This window comes from Nodosilinea sp. P-1105 (assembly GCF_012911975.1).
Classification (GTDB): domain Bacteria; phylum Cyanobacteriota; class Cyanobacteriia; order Phormidesmidales; family Phormidesmidaceae; genus Nodosilinea.
Genome location: NZ_SMDQ01000003.1, coordinates 1 through 15,647 on the forward strand (window position 1 = coordinate 1; position 15,647 = coordinate 15,647).

Here is a 15,647-nt window from a genome sequence, read left to right on the forward strand (position 1 = left end):
TCGGTTGTGAAACGCAGCTGCGGCGAAGATAGTGAGGGGGTTGCCCCTTGTTAAAATAGCGCGATGCCAGGGCTCTATTACAGCACCCTCAGTCTGAAAGGTCTGGGGGTGTTTTGTTTTTATATAGGGGTGAATGCCTTGGGGTGCCGATCCCTGAGTAATCGCTAAACGAACTGCCGCCAGATAAGCGTCGACACAGCGTCCTCTTAGCATTAGCGTCAAGCGACTTTTTGCGGCTTAAGCGCTGACTGAGGGAATCTCTAAGAACACTGTAGTTGTGATCTTAATCGCGAAGATTGAGATTATGCTTAAAAGAGCAGTGTTGAGTCCAGTGGTAGCCATGCATAATTTTTTGCCAATTGCCTATTTTGAAGATCGCTTTTGCCCCTTTAAAGATGCCAATATTTCCATTGCTACCCACGCACTGCACTACGGTACTGGAGCTTTTGGAGGATTGCGAGGTATCCCCGATCCACAGAATCCAGGGCGGATCTTGTTATTCCGCTTAGATCGCCATTGCCAGCGTTTGAGTACCAGTGCCCGGTTATTAAACTATGACCTATCGCCGGATAAAATCCAGTCGGTCATCATTGACTTTGTTAAAAAGAATCGCCCAGAGACGTCATTCTATATTCGGCCATTTGTGTATACCTCTGACCTGGGAATTTCACCTCGGCTACATAAGGTAGAGAAAAACTTTTTTGTGTATGGTCTGGAGCTAGGGGATTATTTATCCCCTGAAGGGGTGACTTGCCGCATCAGTTCTTGGTATCGCCAGGAAGATCGCAGTTTGCCTTTACGAGGTAAAATTAGCGGAGCTTACATTACCTCTTCCCTCGCTAAAACAGAGGCTGTAGAATCGGGATTTGATGAAGCAATTTTGATGAATTCCCAGGGCAAAGTGAGTGAGGCTTCGGGGATGAATGTGTTTGTGGTGCGTGGCGGTATGTTAATTACACCGGGCTACGATCAAGACATTTTAGAAGGGATCACCCGTGACAGCATTATCACTGTGGCTAAGGGTTTGGGTCTTGAGGTGATAGAACGATCGCTGGATAAGTCGGAACTGCTCATTGCTGATGAAGTGTTTTTAAGTGGCACTGCCGCTAAGATTACTCCAGTGCGGCAGGTTGAAACCTATATCTTGCCGACTGATCGTCCTTTGACGCAGAGACTGCGGGACAAGTTGACAGCGATTACTGAGGGCCGGGATGTGGACTATATGGATTGGGTCTTCCCAATTGAAGTTGGATAGTGGTGTTTTACTAGTGGTGCTTTATTAGAACTGACTGGCCCAGTCTTTAGCCCAATGAAGATGCTGATGGACGTCGTCTAAGGTTTTGCCCTCGCTATACAGCCTTAGCACAGGTTCGGTGCCGCTAAAGCGAATGAGTAGCCAACTGTCGTCAGCTAGGGTGAGTTTATACCCATCAATCGCCAGACAGTCTTTCACAGCTTTGCCGACTACCTCGGTCGGAGGAGCTGTGGCTAATTGCTTGAGTAGTTTCGCTTGGACATCCATGCTGGCTAGGGGGATATCGATGCGATCGTATTCTGAGAAGTATCCAGTTTTCTCTTGTAGAGTTTGGTAGTAATCGCTTAAGTCCATGCCTGATGTGACCACAGCTTCTAGGACGTAAAGGGCTGACATTAAGGCATCGCGTTCAGGAATATGGTGGCCATATCCAATGCCACCAGACTCTTCGCCGCCTAGCAGGACAGTAGCTTCTTGCATACGATCGGCGATGTATTTGTAGCCAACGGGGGTTTGATATAGCTCAAGGCCGTGGAGTTTGGCAACAGCTGGAATCAGATTGGAACCACTGATCGTTTTGACTACCTCGCCACTAAATCCCCGACGGGCTTTAAGGTGATCAATCAGAACTGGAATCAGAATTTGAGAACTGAGGAACTGCCCTTGACCGTCTACTGCAGCAATGCGATCGCTATCGCCATCGAACACTAGACCCACCTTCAGCCCGTCTTGAGGGGTCTGGTAGGACTTAACGGTGTCTAGCATTTCCCCTAAGTACTTGGGGAGAGGCTCAGGCGGGTTGCCCCCAAAGAGGGGGTCAGCCTGGGGGTGTAGTTCGTGGACAGTGTCTGCTCCTAGTAGGCGGGGTAGCCCGCCGGAGGCAGAGCCGTACATCACATCAGCAAATACTGTTAGTTTGCCGCTAGCGACAGCCGCCTGGATGGCTGCAATATCCACCTCAGCCCGTAAGGCATTGCAGTACTCGGGCCAGGGATCAAAGTCGGATACGGTACCCCTTGCGCCTATGGGAGTTGGCGGAGTAGGTAAGAGGGCTTCTACTTGTTGGGTGACTTCTGGAGAGACTGAACCACCAAAGGCTCCCTTGATTTTGAGACCAGAATAAGCAGGAGGGTTATGACTTGCGGTGATCACTATGGCCCCTAGCAACTGCCGATGCTTGGCAGCAAAGCTAAAGGCTGGGGTGGGGGCGTAGTCTTGGGAGAGTAAAACATCAAACCCCTGGTTGGCAATGGCTGCTGCTGCTGTGCGGGCAAATTCTGAGGACAGGAAGCGGCGATCGTATCCTACTGCTATCGTTCGACTGCCTGTGGATGGCCCAAAGCACTTGTGTAGGACATGGGCTGAAACGGCAGCTACCTGGGCTACTCGCTCGAAAGTAAAGTCAGCGGCGATGATGCCACGCCAGCCATCAGTGCCAAATTTAATCGGTTTTGGGGTTGCTGGAATGGGGCCAGAAAGTGCTGCCATGGCAGGGTCCAAACAATAAGGGGGCAGGAGAAAGGTGATTTTTCTTGAGTTTACTCGCTTCGGCTAAGTACAGCATAGGCCGTCCTTCGCCTCCATCAATAATTTACCTAGAGCCGAGAGTTTAATGAGAGTTCTACAAGAAATCCAACCTTGTCCGGATCAACACCTCAGACGCTAGGCTCAGCCATAGGAGCTGATGCAGCGTCCAGACTCTGGATGGGTTTTAGCTGGAACCCTCTTGTTGGTAGTTGTGGTTTAGAAGTCAAGGAATAGAGGGATGTAGGATAATGTTGCCTTGGATCTTTTACTGGTGTTGCGGTATTTTCAATACGTTACTAGAGTGACGTTGAAAGAGGGAGTTCTGCTCCTGTGTTACTCTAGACTATGCTAAGCGGGATGTAGCGCAGTTTGGTAGCGCACTTCGTTCGGGACGAAGGGGCCGTGGGTTCGAATCCCGCCATCCCGATTGACATCAATACTGCGCCCACGGCCCCCAGCCGTGGGTAGCCTTCAGCAAGCCAGCTACGAATCCCGCCATCCCGATTCTTCTAAAAGGGGGGTGGGGTTGGTTACTTTTGGACGCTTTTGGACGTCTGAGTGGTAGGAAATGGCATGGGACTGCTAAAGTGGGACGTTTTTTAGAACGCCTGCTGTACAAGGGTGCTGGGTAATGAGGACTCAAGGACCATGCTTTTAGAGACCAGTGCCAATCACCCCTCCTAGTGAATCCAACCAACGCCCCGGCTATGCCAGCCCCCGTCGTCTGCTCCCCACGATTGCCGACCGTTGCCGCGACTGGTGAAACTCGTTAGGCTAAGCTGCAGAAACCATCGCTGAGGGCATTACCGTGACCACTGGCATCACTCTGCAAACCCTTACCCTGGGGCCTGATGGCCCTACCGTACCGGCCCTGGGGGTGGGCACCTGGGCTTGGGGCGACTCGCTTTTTTGGGATTACGGTAAAGCCTACGATGACAGTGACCTGCAAGCGGCATTTCAGGCTTCCTTAGAGGCCGGACTCACCCTGTTTGACACCGCCGAGGTCTATGGTTTAGGGCAGTCAGAGCGGCTGATTGGTCAGTTCATGAAAGCTACCGGCCAAACCCCCGCGATCGCCACCAAGTACTTTCCGCTGCCCTGGCGCTTTTCCCAGCAATCGGTGGCCGCTGCCCTGACCGCCAGTCTAGAGCGCCTGCAGGTGGATGCCGTCGCCCTGTATCAAGTGCATTGGCCCCTGGATTTCTTTTTGGGGCAAAAGGGGCTGATGCAGGCCCTGGCCACCGAGGTCAAACGGGGCCGCATTGGGGCGATCGGGGTGAGCAATTACTCGGCTCAACAGATGCGAGAGGCCCATGGCTATCTGGCCGCACAAGGGGTTCCCCTGGCCGTGAACCAGGTGCAATATTCCCTGCTGCACCGCAACATCGAAACCAACGGGGTGCTGGAAACCGCCCGGCAACTGGGGGTGACGATTCTGGCCTACAGCCCCCTGGCCCAGGGGCTGCTGACGGGCAAATATACCCCAGAGGCTAACCTCAAACCGGCTGGCGCTCGCTGGCTGAACCCCCGCTTTAGCGAGAGTGGGCTGACTAAGCTAATGCCGTTGATTCAGGCTCTACAGGCGATCGGCGAAACCTATGACCGCACCCCGGCCCAGGTGGCCCTGAACTGGCTGGTGGCCCAGGGGAATGTACTGCCGATTCCAGGGGCAAAAAATGCCCGCCAAGCTAGCCAAAATGCTGGGGCCTTGGGGTGGCAAATGACTACAGAAGAGCAGGAGCAGTTGCGCGGGGTTGCGGGTCAGGTTTAGGGAACGATGCGATTTTAGATTTTGGATTTTGGATTTTAGGAGAGTTGACCCACCCCTACCCCCTCATTGACTGACAAAACTTATGCACAGATCCTTCGGAAGCCCCTCACCCTAGCCCTCTCCCGAAGGGAGAGGGAACAAGAGAGTGGATCGGCTCCCCTCGCCCTCTGGGAGAGGGGTTGGGGGTGAGGGCCAACAACTTTTGTCAGTCAACCAGCCCTACCCCTCCAAGGAGGGGATTTCGGACTTTGATGCTATTAATTGTCTACATCTGTTAACCCTAGATTCAAGACTCGACGCTGCACTAAGGCAATCTCTGGATAACAAAATACCCCCGTAGGATGGGCAAAGCTTGCGTGCCCCTCAGGAATCGAGCTACATCAAGGGAAAATCTTTCCTAGAGATCGCCTAAGGTAGGTGACCTTTGATGTCGAGTAACCCATCGTAGATAATTATGAGTACCGACCACCGATTGCCTTCCTCGGTCATGGGAGGCAGGGTTAAGTTGTCCCCATGCCGCGCATTCCGCGCCAGCTTGTCTCAGGCTATTGCTATCACATCACCGTCCGCTGCAACAATCGCGAGTTCAAACTAATTCGCGATGAATGTCGTGAGGTGTTGCTCTACGCCATTGACCGATGCAAAGAGAAGTATGGCTTTAAGCTGTATGCCCTGTGCATTATGAGCAACCATGTGCATTATTTGCTAGAGCCCAAGCAGCCGGAAGACTTGCCGCTAATCATGCACTGGCTAAACTGGTATACGGCCATGTGCTTCAATCGCATGTTGAACCGGACGGGGCACTTTTGGGAAAAGCGGTACCACAGCACTGGGTTCCCTAATACCGACTATCGGCGGGTGCTGAATACGCTGCGCTACATTCACGCCAACCCCAAGGCGGCGAACATGCAGCAGGGATTTTTCTATGACTACAGCAACTACGGCAGCTACGACCGACTCACCAACGACGGCCTAACCCAATGGCACCCGGCGTTTATGGCCCTAGGGGTGACGCTGGAACTGTGCGCGGCGGCGTATCGGGCGTTTTGCAAAAAATATAAACCCAAGCCCAAGCCAGAGAAGCGGAATCATTGGGGTAGCAAGCTGTTGGCACAGATCAAGGCGCGGAGCAAGATTAAGAAAAAGCCCAGCCCTGGGCAAAAGAGCCTATGGGAGGGGTGGGAAACACCCGCCCAGGAAATTCGCCAGGTGGCGGAGAAGTTTGTGCTGGCGAATTGCCTGAACCCGGAGGTAGTTCGCCTACGGTTTGAGCCGCCCTGAGGAAAGACCTCCGAGTTTTTCAAAAACTCGGAGGTCTGCCCCGTGGTGCCAGGTAACGGATCGCTGAAAGGTAGGTAAATCGTGTAAAAAGCAGTGCTTTACAAACTTTAAAAAACGCCTAGAACTGGCTCGTGCTACAGTTCACAAGTCTCGATGCGAGAGAAGAGAACACACCACCCCAAGGACGACGCGCGAGAAGATCTACCTAACTCGGGAAATTCTCCCGCAGGAGATAAAGAGAGGTCCAGGTTGAGAGAGTCATAGGTGTATATCCATTCGCCGTCTACGCGCCAGCCGACGCGATCGCCAAATTCTTCCCAAATCTTAGCACCTGGGTACTTGCCATCCAGTTTGCCCCCGCACTCCACATAAATACGCTTCTGCACACTAAAGCCCCACTTCCCCTGACTGTACTTCACCCACAGCCCATCAAGGCACAGCAAGTCGGGGCACGGGAAAATTAGCAGCTCGTTCCTGTAAAGCATTTGCCCAAACTCCTTGCCATAGGTTTGCAGCATCAGCCGCCAGGTTTCGATATCGGCCTCTTTCCACTGGCCCTGCTGCAAATACTCCTCTAGCTGTCCAAAGCGGCGAATCTTAATATCGGCCACCAGGTCGTCATCCAGGCGGCGGCGGGTGACGCGCAGGCAATCGTAGGCCAGGGCTGCGGCGGCGTGGCTGCGGCGATAGGCAGCGCTGAGCAGGTGGGTGGGGTTGACCTGGGCGACGTAGAGCAAAATGGTGCCCTTCCAGTATTCTTCCTCAAAGTGCTGCAACAGCAGGTCTTCGCGGCCCCGATCTTTAATTTCGGTAGCGGCCAAATATTCTTGAAAGCTGCGGTGGGCAAACTCGTAGCCGTCGTCTTTTTTTACCAGCAGTTCGCTCACCCGCTCAATGGTCTGAAGAAACTGGCGGGGGGCCACGGTTTCGTCCTGGTCGGCCAAACCCTGCTGAATCAGGTCGAGCAAATCATCTACTGGGATCACCTGCTGTTCAGCCTGCACCATGGCCAGGGCCACCGTTTGCAGCACCGCCTGGCTGGCTTCGGCGGGCAGGGGCAGATCCACCCGCTTGGCCATGGGGCGATCGCCCAGTTGCAGCTTGCAAATGCCGCGATACAGCTCCGCCTGGCGCTGGGGCAGTTGCTCGTTGGGGTAGCTGCGGTGGAACATGGCGATCATGTTGAGCATCAGCGGGTTTTCGGCCATGCTCTCTAGCTCTTTGCGGTTCTCAATTTGGCTCAGCAGGTTGTCGGCTCGCTGTTGGGCGGCTTCTTTGACATCCGGGGTGAGGCGGTTGCCCCGGTGAAACCGCTCCTGGCACAGGTACCACTGCTCCACAAAGCGGCGGCGCTGGTCTGCGTCGAAGGGCTGCACGGCCAGGGGGGTTTGTACTTTCTCCGCCGAGTAGTCAGCGTCGTAGGCGGTGGGGCGCGAGGTGAGCAAAAACACCGCCTGGGGATAGGTCTGCATTTGGGTGGTAATCCACTGGCTAACGGCGAGGCGCTGGGCCTCGGCTACTTCGTCAAAGCCATCCAGCATCACCAGCAGGCGTCCGGCTTGCAGCAGGTTTGCGGCCCAGGGGGTGGGCATTTCCAGAGCTTTGCCCTGGGGCAGGGCTTTGGCGTGGTGCTGGGCGATCAGCTCTGGCAGGGTAGGAGCGTCGGGCTTAGCGAGAGTGTCGCGCCAAGTGCGCAGGTACAGCAGTACGGGAATAAGGCTAGGCGCTTTATAGCGGCGGCGCACCAGTCGGGGGCGGGTGGCATAGAGGTAGGTGAGGTGGCGCAGCAGGGTGGTTTTGCCAAAGCCGCCGTAGGCTTTGATCACCAGATGGCGAAACTGGGGCGTTTTGGGGCTAAGGGCAAGGATGTCCCAAATGCGCTGGGTAGGGCGTTCCTGCATCTGTTGCAGAATGTCGTCGGGTTTGTCGCCAAAGCCGGGCAAGGTGGGCAGGGCTTGGCCCTCAAAGTTGCGCAAAAATTCGCTGCTGAGCTTGAGCGGCACGTAAACTTCATCCAGGTCAGGGTTCAAAATGCCGGAGGGTAGGGGCACTTCGTTGTGGCTGACGTAGGGACGGCAGGCACTGGCTTGGGCCTTGAGATACTGGCCTTCTTTCCCCGAAAACCGCCAGCGGATGGCGCGATCCAGCCGATCCAGCAGGCGGGCAAAGGCATCGGCGTCCTGGGTACCGCGATCGCCTGCAATTTCCCCCAGCCGGGCGGTAAAGTTGCCGGTATATCTGGCCCACACCGCCGTCACAACCATGGCCGGAAAAGTGAGCATGGCCATGGCCCACTCTTGCTGTACCAAAAAGTGAGCAAAAGCCCAACCGCTGCCCCCCAGCGGGCTCCACTGAATTAGGGCATCCACAGCCTTTTGCATATAGCGGCGTTCGGAGCTGGGATCTGGAGCGGTAGGCTTAGTCATTAGTAGCAGCAGAGGCAGGTTGCCTCCTATTTTGGCCTATAAACTCGTCGCCCGATCTCCCCTGGCCGCTCTATACCGTACTGCTTGGGTGGATAGGTTAAGGTGGAAGAAACCCAACGGATGACTATGGATCTTAGGGAAGCAGCGATCGCAAAAATTCAGCACCTACCTGAGCCGCTGCTCGAAGAAGTCAGCGACTTTATCGACTTTGTGACTATGAAGCACACCCTTGCTGCTGTCCCGACACCTGGTACCAACCTGGCTGCTCGTTGGTCAGCCTGGTTGCACGATCTTGGTACCCTAGATATCCAACCCTCTCCACCCACTACCGAGTACCAGCACCACTTGGTAGAGAAATATCGCTAGCAAGGGCTTGACCTTTGACGTTGTGCGATGCGGGAGTTTTATACCAAGTCCAGCTCGGGATCTGGAGTTTTCCCACAGGCAGAACGCCAGGTCTGGACTTGAATCTGGTTTATTTTGTTTGGTTGATCGGACTCAGCCCAAGCATTCTGCCTACGTCCAGGCCATCCGCACCTTAAATCAACCCCTCATCACTACTTGGCCCTGCCTGACAGAAGCGATGTATCTGGCGCTTACGCGGGGCGGCTGGACTATGCAAAAGAAGCTAGGCCACCTTTTGACCGACGGTTTGCTGAGCATTTACGATATCCAGTCCGTTGATTATGTCCGGCTTCTGCAACTCATGGAGAAGTATAGAGATTTGCCTATGGATTTGGCCGATGCAACCCTGGTTTTAGCTGCAGAGAATACCAGACTCACCCAGATTTTTACCCTTGATTCTGATTTCCTAATCTACCGAATCCATGGTCGCCAACCGTTCGACATCATTGATGTGTAGAGAGCCACTCGTGAAGACTAGAAAACTCGCCTCGCTCAAAGTCATCAAGCCCCCGCTGAATGCCCTCCAGGGCAGCAAAAAAATCCTCATCGTCGAGGCTCAGCCCCAGCGTCAGTACAGCTGGAGCGAGCTCCTGAATAGCCACTCTCGGTAGTCTCTTGCGATGCCAATTACTACCCTGGGAGGCCGCCTAAAGACGTGTCAGGCAGTCAGGCCGCCGCCTTGACTACCCGGTGCAAAAAGGCCATTAACACCAGATGGGATGCCACTTTTGCATAGGGGACACTGCTGGGTAAAGGCTCGCCATGCTGTTGTCAGCAATTGATAAAGGCGGTAAGCAATTGGTCGGCATTGAGGTGACCATCGGGGAGCAGCCAGGTAGGTTGGACAAAGGTGAGGGATGCGATCGCAGTATTCGCCAACACTTTGGGCAACACTTCCCGGTAAATAGGGTTGGCAATCTGTAAGCCACCCCCAGAGTCGCGGCTACAGATCCCCCTGCCAGCGTTGGATTTCGGTTTGGGCCAGATCGTAGGCGCTGGTGTCGGGGGGCACCAGGCTGGCGGCGGCGATCGCACCGGGTACCTCGCCATCGGCGGCCCGGGCCTGGGCGATCGCCAGGATATTCCGACTCCACTCGTCAATCCGCTCTTGGGCGGTGGCATACTCGGGATAGTCGGGGGGAATTTGCTGGGCCAGGGCGATTGCCGTTTGAAACGATGTCGCCTGACCCGGTTCTAAGATGGCCTGGGCCTGTTGCAATAACTGTCGATTTTCCTGGCGCTGCTGCCAGCGCTGAATTTGGGTTTGGGCAAGCGGGTAGACCTCAGCTTGGTCGTCGGGGACCAGGCTCGCCGCCGCGATCGCCCCGTTAAAATTGCCCATGGCCGCCCGCCCTTCCGCCAAGTCTAAAATCACCTGGCTCCAGCGTTGAATATCCGCCTGGGCCTGGGCATAGTCGGGGTCGCTAACGGCCACCTGCCGCGCCTGTTCAATGGCGTCATTAAATAAAGAGGCCGAAACCGGTTCCAAGATTCGCCGTGCCTCCCCTAGGGCCGCTTCCCCCGTCACGGCCAGGTTGGCCACGCCAACCTCTGCTTGAGCCACCAGGTCGTCATAGTCCTCTGGTCGCTGGTCTTCGGGAATTTGATTTAGCCAGGTCAAGGCTTCGGCAAACTGACGCTGGTCTAGGGCGGCTCTGGCCCGCTCCAGGGCGAGGGCTGGGTCCACCTCTGTCCCCGGAAACAGTGGATCGAGATCTGCCTCGGGGGGGGGCTCGGGGTCGGGGACATCGGGGTCGGAGACATCGGGAACAGTGTCCTCGGGGATGTCATCCTCTGGGTCTAGGGCGATATCTCCCCAAAACATCCCCTGGTTTTGCCACAACACTCCTAGCAGCAACAGGCCTATCGCCACTAGGCTCCACGGCCACCAACGCGACCCCCCTGGGGCATCTTTGGTGGTGGGGAGCTCAGCCTCTGAGCCTAACTCATCTGTCTCGTCAGGGTCAGGCAAGCTGGGCTCCAGGGGTGGCAAGGTAGGACTGTCAGGACCGTCATCCGGCAAGGGAGAGGGAGACCCGGGGGATAGCTCCGACTCTGGGGGCCAGGGGCTAGGGGCCACCGCACCCGGTAATTTCCCTACCCCTTCAGCAGGGATCAGCAGCATAAACCGCTGCTCGGGGGGAGTCACCAACACTGGATTTTGCTCGGGCCGAAAGTGATGGCGACAGAGCTCTGGCACCCGGTGGGTCAGGTAGGCTCCCATTTGGGCCAGGGTGGCACAGCCATGAAACCGTAAGCCCTCAATCATGGCTTCGGTAAATAACCCATGGCGCACCGCCAGGGAGTCTTGGGAAAACTGCTGGGGCCGACAGGCCAGCACCAAGGGGATGCCCGCTTGCTTCGCCAGTTCCATCGACTGCACCCCCAAACGCTGGCTATCCAGGGCTGACAGGGGCCGATTCATATCCAACATCACCAGGGACTGTCGGTGTGCTCCCCGTTGCAAGATGTTGAAGATAGTCTGGACAGCGATCCCGGTTTCTAAGGCCTGGTGCGGGTCTGCCTCGATCGGCAGTAGGTAGTCTTGGCCTTCCCAGTGAACGCCGTAGCCACTGAAGAAAAACCATAGAGTATCCTCTGGTGCCGACTGTTCAGCGGTTTGGGTCAGGCGTTTCAAGATAATTTCCCGTGACGGGAAAGCGGCCCCCTGGTAAATGACCGGGGAAATATCCGCCAGCAGTGAGCAATCTTGGGGGGCAATCCCCGCTTCCTTAACCAAGCAATCCTTCAGTTCGATGGCATCGAACTGGGCATACAGCAACGGCTGTAGCTTTTCATATTGGTTAATGCCGACAATAACTGGCCGGTGGCTTGCCATGGCTGTGGAGTGCCTCCTTTGGTGCCTTCAACCCAATCAGAGTAGTCTAGCTAATCGGTTATCCAGGATGTTGGCTACACCCACCCACTCGACTGGGTTCAGCGTCCATACCACGGACATTTTGTTAGTTGGGATACTCTGGGAAAATTCCCCTGCCATAGTAACGCTTGGGCCGCCGTTTGCATGGTTGACGCCAAAAATTGTTAGGACAGGGGAGGCTGGTTAGCGTTCTCCAAATTTAATTGACGATTTACCCCGCCATCGTTAGAGTTAAGGCGCTTTTTCGACATTCTTATTTATTATTAAGCTAATTAAGGGCTATCCGTCCCGACCTTGGGCAACGGGGCTCATTGTCTTGGGGAGGATATAGCGATGAACCGATTTCAAACATGGCAACTCTGGCGGAACATGCGTCCAGGCTGGAGGTTGGCTGGCTGGGGCCGAGGTCAGATCAGGAGGCGATGGGCGATCGCCGCCCTGGCAGGGGCTGGCATCGCTGTGATTCCGGCCCTGGTAGCGCCGCCCGCAGTGCAGGCTTATACGTCACGGCATACGGTCTTTCTGGTGAGGGCAGGGGGGGAAAGCTTTGATACTCTGGTACAGCGATCGGAGATCGTGGCCCGGGCCGCGATTCAACGTAGCTTTGATGCGGATGTGTTAATCACCGACGTGGTGATCACGGTGGTGGGCGATAACCAGGGCATTGCGGTGCCAATTTTGATGGTGCCGGTCAGCCGCAATGATTGGCAAGCTAATCCTGATGTGCGGACCTGGGCTCGATACTTTGAAGCTTCTCGTAATTTGGCTAACGAGTAGAGAAAGGCAGAAGGCAGAACCCTGGGATCTGTACCGGCGTCCTAGAAGGTGCAGGAGCTTGATGTGAGATTAAGGAGGTAACTATGGCAGACGATCCAATTCAGGTGGCCGTAGTAGGTACTGGCTTTGGCCAGAAGGTGCATATTCCCGGCTTGCAGGCCCACCATCGCACCCAGGTGGTGGCGGTCTATCACCGGGACTTGGCCACAGCCAAGCAGGTGGCGGCGGCCCATGGCATTCCCCAGGCCTATGATTCGGTGGAGGCGATCGCGGCCCTGCCCCAGGTGCAGGCTGTCACCATCGCCACCCCACCCGCCCTGCACTACCCCATGGCCAAGACGCTCCTGTCCGGTAACAAGCATGTGCTGCTAGAAAAACCCACGGCACTGTCTGCCACAGAGGCGGAGGCGATCGCTCAGTTGGCTCGCGATCGCAACCGGATTGTCACCATGGACTTTGAATTTCGGTTTGTGCCCCAGTGGCAGCGCCTAGGGGAACTGCTGGCCGAAAATTACGTGGGCAACCTGCGGTTTGTTAACCTGACCTGGACCGTGCCTGGTCGGGCCGACCCTAACCGTCCCTGGAACTGGTATGCCCAGAAATCCCAGGGGGGAGGTGCCCTAGGAGCCTTTGCCTCCCACAGTTTTGACTACATCACCTGGCTGTTCGGCCCCGTTAAGCGGCTGAGTGCTCGGCTCAGTACCACCATTCCCCAGCGCCCTGACCCCACCACTGGCCAGCTCAAGCCGGTGGATTCGGACGATACCTGTAGTCTGATTCTCGACTTAGCCAATGGGGCCACCTGCCAGGTGGCCATTAGCTCAGTCACCTATGCCGGTCGGGGGCACTGGCTGGAGGTATACGGCGATCGCGGCACCCTGGTGCTGGGCAGCGACAACCTGAAAGACTATGTGCACGGCTTCAAGCTGTGGGGCAGCCAGGGGGGTAATCCCCTCCAGGAACTGTCGATTCCCGATCGCCTCCAATTCCCCACCACCTATCCCGATGGCCGCATCGCCCCCTTTGTGCGGGTGGTCGATCACTGGGTGAACAATATTGACCAGGGGCAAGCGACAGCTCCCTCGATTGTTGAGGGGGTTGTCTCCCAGCGCTTGATGGATTTGGCCCACCAGGCTAACGACAGTGATCGCTGGATTGAGTGCCCCTGAAACCTCTTCCCACTAGGGCGCCGGATAGAAGAAAAACGCTATCCCCAGCACTATGTAAGCGGCAATCAGCAGTGCCCCCTCCAGCCAGTTAGACCGACCGTCGCCGCTAATGGAATTGGCAATCAGCACCGCCACTCCGACGGCCACCAAATCCAGCGGTCCAAAGTCCAGGTTCATGGGTTCGTTGAGTAGCCAGCCCGCCAGCACCAGCACAGGGGCCACAAACAGGGCAATCTGCAAGCTCGACCCCATAGCCACCGACACCGACAGGTCCATCTTGTTTTTAATTGCCACGGTCACCGCTGAAATATGTTCTGCCGCATTGCCAAACAGTGGCAGCAAAATCACCCCCGTAAACAACTGGGTTAGCCCCAGTTGGTCCGTCGCCAAGGCCAAATTGTTGACCAACAAATCTGACTCTAGGGCTACCACCGCAGTGGTAACCAGCAGCACCCCTACCCACAGCCAAAGGCGGGGTTGGGGAGGGTCTGCGGCTGGGGCAACCTTGGCATCATCGGCGATCGACTCTGCCCCATCGACCATGGCTGAACCCGATAGGGGGTTGGCGGTTTCCGGGGGAGCCGTTTCGGCCAGACCCACCTCGTACAGATAGGCATGGGTCTTCATCGAAAACAATAAGCTCAGGCCGTAGACCACAATCAATACCACTGCCACCGCGTTGGACAGGGTTTGAATGGTGGAGTCATCGATGGCCGTAGCCGTGAGGTCGATAGTCGTGGGCAGCAAAATGGCCACCACCGCCAGGTTCATGGTGGAGGCATTCACCCGGGCAATCAGGGGCTGAAAGGTTTGTTCCTTGTACTTGAACCCGCCTAGCAACATCGACACCCCCATCACCAGCAGCAGGTTAGAGATAATCGATCCGGTAATGCTGGCCTTAACCACATCCACTAACCCCTCTTCTAAGGCCAGGAGGGCAATAATTAGCTCAACTACATTACCAAAGGTGGCATTGAGTAATCCCCCCCAGGATGGCCCTAGCACCACGGCGATCGCTTCTGTGGCTTCGCCAATTAAACCGGCCAGGGGCAAAATAGCGATCGCAGCGGTCGTAAACACAACCATTTCTCCCCACTGCAATCCCTCTGCCACCAGGGAAATCGGAATGAATACCAACAGAGAGAAGAAAATGATGTTCTTAGGGCTCATGGAGGCTGAGATTAGTCGGCGGGTTAAACTCCATAAACTATGGCATGATGTCGGCGGCATCGTAACCTCATTGGCCAGGCCTTGATGACACCGATGCCACCGTTCACTGGTTCCGGGTTCCACCACCATGTTAGGCTTAGCCATTCACACCGCTGGTCCCGCCCTGGGGTTAGCCCTCTGTCAGCTTCAAGAAGAGCCCCCCAAGGCTAGCCCACCCACCCTCGCCACCCTCGACAGTCGCCACCAAACCTGGGCCTTTGGCCGGGACTTATCCGCCCACCTCCACACCACCTTGATCACCTTTATCCAGCCCCACCCCTGGACTGATTTAGCCTTTTTGGCGGTAGCACAGGGGCCTGGGGGGTTTACCGGCACCCGCATTGGGGTAGTCACCGCTCGCACCCTAGCCCAGCAGCTAAATATTCCCCTGTTTGGGGTATCGACCCTGGCAGCTGTGGCCCAACGGGTGGTAGCGCAGCCTGACCCAGCCCAGCAGCAACTTCTCCACACCAACCCTGCCCCTGACCTTGCCGTCGCCATGCGGGCTCAGCGGGGCATGCTGTTTACTGGGATTTATCGGGTGGGGGCGAACCGGTTACCCCTAACGCCAGTGACTTCCACTCAACCCGAGCAAGTGCTGACCCTGGCCGATTGGGAAGCAACCCTGGCCCAGCATCCACGTCCGCTGCTGGCGGTCACGGCGGGGGATGACCTGGCCGACACCGTGCCCCAGGTACTGACCCTGGCCTATGCCCGCTGGCAAGCCGGGGAAAACTCCCCCTGGTCGGAGGTGTTGCCCTACTACGGCCAGCATCCAGTAGAGTTGTAGTAACTTTTGGCGTAACTTGTACTCAGTAACTTTTAGGAAACTTTCTACCGAGTGGTGGGTGGTGGGCAATGCCCACCCTACGAAAGCTTCTACCAAGTCCAGCCCGAGATCTGGAGTTTTCCCACAACGTCAGTTCGATGGAATCACATGCAGCAGTAA

At 56.0% G+C, this 15,647-nt stretch carries 13 protein-coding genes and 1 tRNA gene; 9 read left to right on the forward strand and 5 right to left on the reverse strand.

Features of this window, described 5'->3' with window-relative positions; all coding sequences use genetic code 11:
- The first annotated feature begins 340 nt into the window (after positions 1-340).
- Positions 341-1,255 carry a branched-chain amino acid transaminase gene (locus E1H13_RS01905; RefSeq protein ID WP_169611857.1) on the forward strand — a complete coding sequence of 305 codons (915 nt, stop codon included), beginning with the start codon at positions 341-343 and terminating at the stop codon, positions 1,253-1,255.
- A gap of 24 nt (positions 1,256-1,279) precedes the next feature.
- On the opposite strand, the gene E1H13_RS01910 is transcribed toward E1H13_RS01905, so the two are convergent.
- Complete coding sequence (locus E1H13_RS01910; RefSeq protein WP_206069905.1) at positions 1,280-2,743, reverse strand: phosphoglucomutase/phosphomannomutase family protein; 1,464 nt, start codon at positions 2,741-2,743, stop codon at positions 1,280-1,282.
- A gap of 392 nt (positions 2,744-3,135) precedes the next feature.
- Between E1H13_RS01910 and E1H13_RS01915 the strand changes: the two genes are divergently transcribed.
- The 3 genes from E1H13_RS01915 to E1H13_RS01925 all read left to right on the forward strand — a co-directional run bounded on the left by E1H13_RS01915 (position 3,136) and on the right by E1H13_RS01925 (position 5,834).
- Positions 3,136-3,209: transfer RNA gene (locus E1H13_RS01915), tRNA-Pro, on the forward strand.
- A 381-nt stretch (positions 3,210-3,590) separates the two neighbouring features.
- Positions 3,591-4,553 carry an aldo/keto reductase gene (locus E1H13_RS01920; RefSeq protein WP_347404105.1) on the forward strand — a complete coding sequence of 321 codons (963 nt, stop codon included), beginning with the start codon at positions 3,591-3,593 and terminating at the stop codon, positions 4,551-4,553.
- A gap of 513 nt (positions 4,554-5,066) precedes the next feature.
- Positions 5,067-5,834, forward strand: coding sequence for a transposase (locus E1H13_RS01925; RefSeq protein ID WP_169611712.1), 768 nt, complete (start codon positions 5,067-5,069; stop codon positions 5,832-5,834).
- 134 nt (positions 5,835-5,968) lie between these two features.
- Here the strand turns inward: E1H13_RS01925 and E1H13_RS01930 are convergent, their stop codons facing one another.
- Positions 5,969-8,260: a GUN4 domain-containing protein gene (locus E1H13_RS01930; RefSeq protein WP_169611713.1), complete on the reverse strand. Its 2,292-nt coding sequence runs from the start codon at positions 8,258-8,260 to the stop codon at positions 5,969-5,971.
- 120 nt (positions 8,261-8,380) lie between these two features.
- Here E1H13_RS01930 and E1H13_RS01935 point away from each other — a divergent pair, with 120 nt between their 5' ends.
- Together E1H13_RS01935 and E1H13_RS01940 are read left to right on the forward strand one after the other, a co-directional pair.
- A complete protein-coding gene (locus E1H13_RS01935; RefSeq protein WP_240966360.1) occupies positions 8,381-8,626 on the forward strand; it encodes a DUF2281 domain-containing protein in 246 nt (81 codons plus the stop codon).
- A gap of 118 nt (positions 8,627-8,744) precedes the next feature.
- On the forward strand, positions 8,745-9,122 hold the full coding sequence (locus tag E1H13_RS01940) for a PIN domain-containing protein (protein ID WP_240966361.1): 378 nt from the start codon (positions 8,745-8,747) through the stop codon (positions 9,120-9,122).
- Here the strand turns inward: E1H13_RS01940 and E1H13_RS01945 are convergent.
- Positions 9,109-9,267: a hypothetical protein gene (locus E1H13_RS01945; RefSeq protein WP_169611711.1), complete on the reverse strand. Its 159-nt coding sequence runs from the start codon at positions 9,265-9,267 to the stop codon at positions 9,109-9,111. The two genes, E1H13_RS01940 and E1H13_RS01945, sit on opposite strands and share 14 nt — an antisense overlap.
- Positions 9,268-9,608: 341 nt before the next feature.
- The gene (locus tag E1H13_RS01950) at positions 9,609-11,504 is read right to left on the reverse strand and encodes a caspase family protein (protein ID WP_169611714.1); all 1,896 of its coding nucleotides are present in this window, start codon (positions 11,502-11,504) and stop codon (positions 9,609-9,611) included.
- Positions 11,505-11,876: 372 nt separating this feature from the next.
- Here E1H13_RS01950 and E1H13_RS01955 point away from each other — a divergent pair, with 372 nt between their 5' ends.
- Complete coding sequence (locus E1H13_RS01955) at positions 11,877-12,320, forward strand: hypothetical protein (RefSeq protein ID WP_206069907.1); 444 nt, start codon at positions 11,877-11,879, stop codon at positions 12,318-12,320.
- 83 nt (positions 12,321-12,403) lie between these two features.
- Entirely contained in the window at positions 12,404-13,489 is a 1,086-nt protein-coding gene (locus E1H13_RS01960; protein WP_169611715.1) for a Gfo/Idh/MocA family oxidoreductase, read from the forward strand.
- A 12-nt stretch (positions 13,490-13,501) separates the two neighbouring features.
- Here the strand turns inward: E1H13_RS01960 and cax are convergent, their stop codons facing one another.
- Complete coding sequence (gene cax / locus E1H13_RS01965) at positions 13,502-14,659, reverse strand: calcium/proton exchanger (RefSeq protein ID WP_169611716.1); 1,158 nt, start codon at positions 14,657-14,659, stop codon at positions 13,502-13,504.
- 127 nt (positions 14,660-14,786) lie between these two features.
- On the opposite strand from cax, the gene tsaB reads away from it, so the two are divergent.
- Positions 14,787-15,488 carry a tRNA (adenosine(37)-N6)-threonylcarbamoyltransferase complex dimerization subunit type 1 TsaB gene (gene tsaB, locus E1H13_RS01970; RefSeq protein WP_169611717.1) on the forward strand — a complete coding sequence of 234 codons (702 nt, stop codon included), beginning with the start codon at positions 14,787-14,789 and terminating at the stop codon, positions 15,486-15,488.
- Positions 15,489-15,647: the final 159 nt, after the last annotated feature.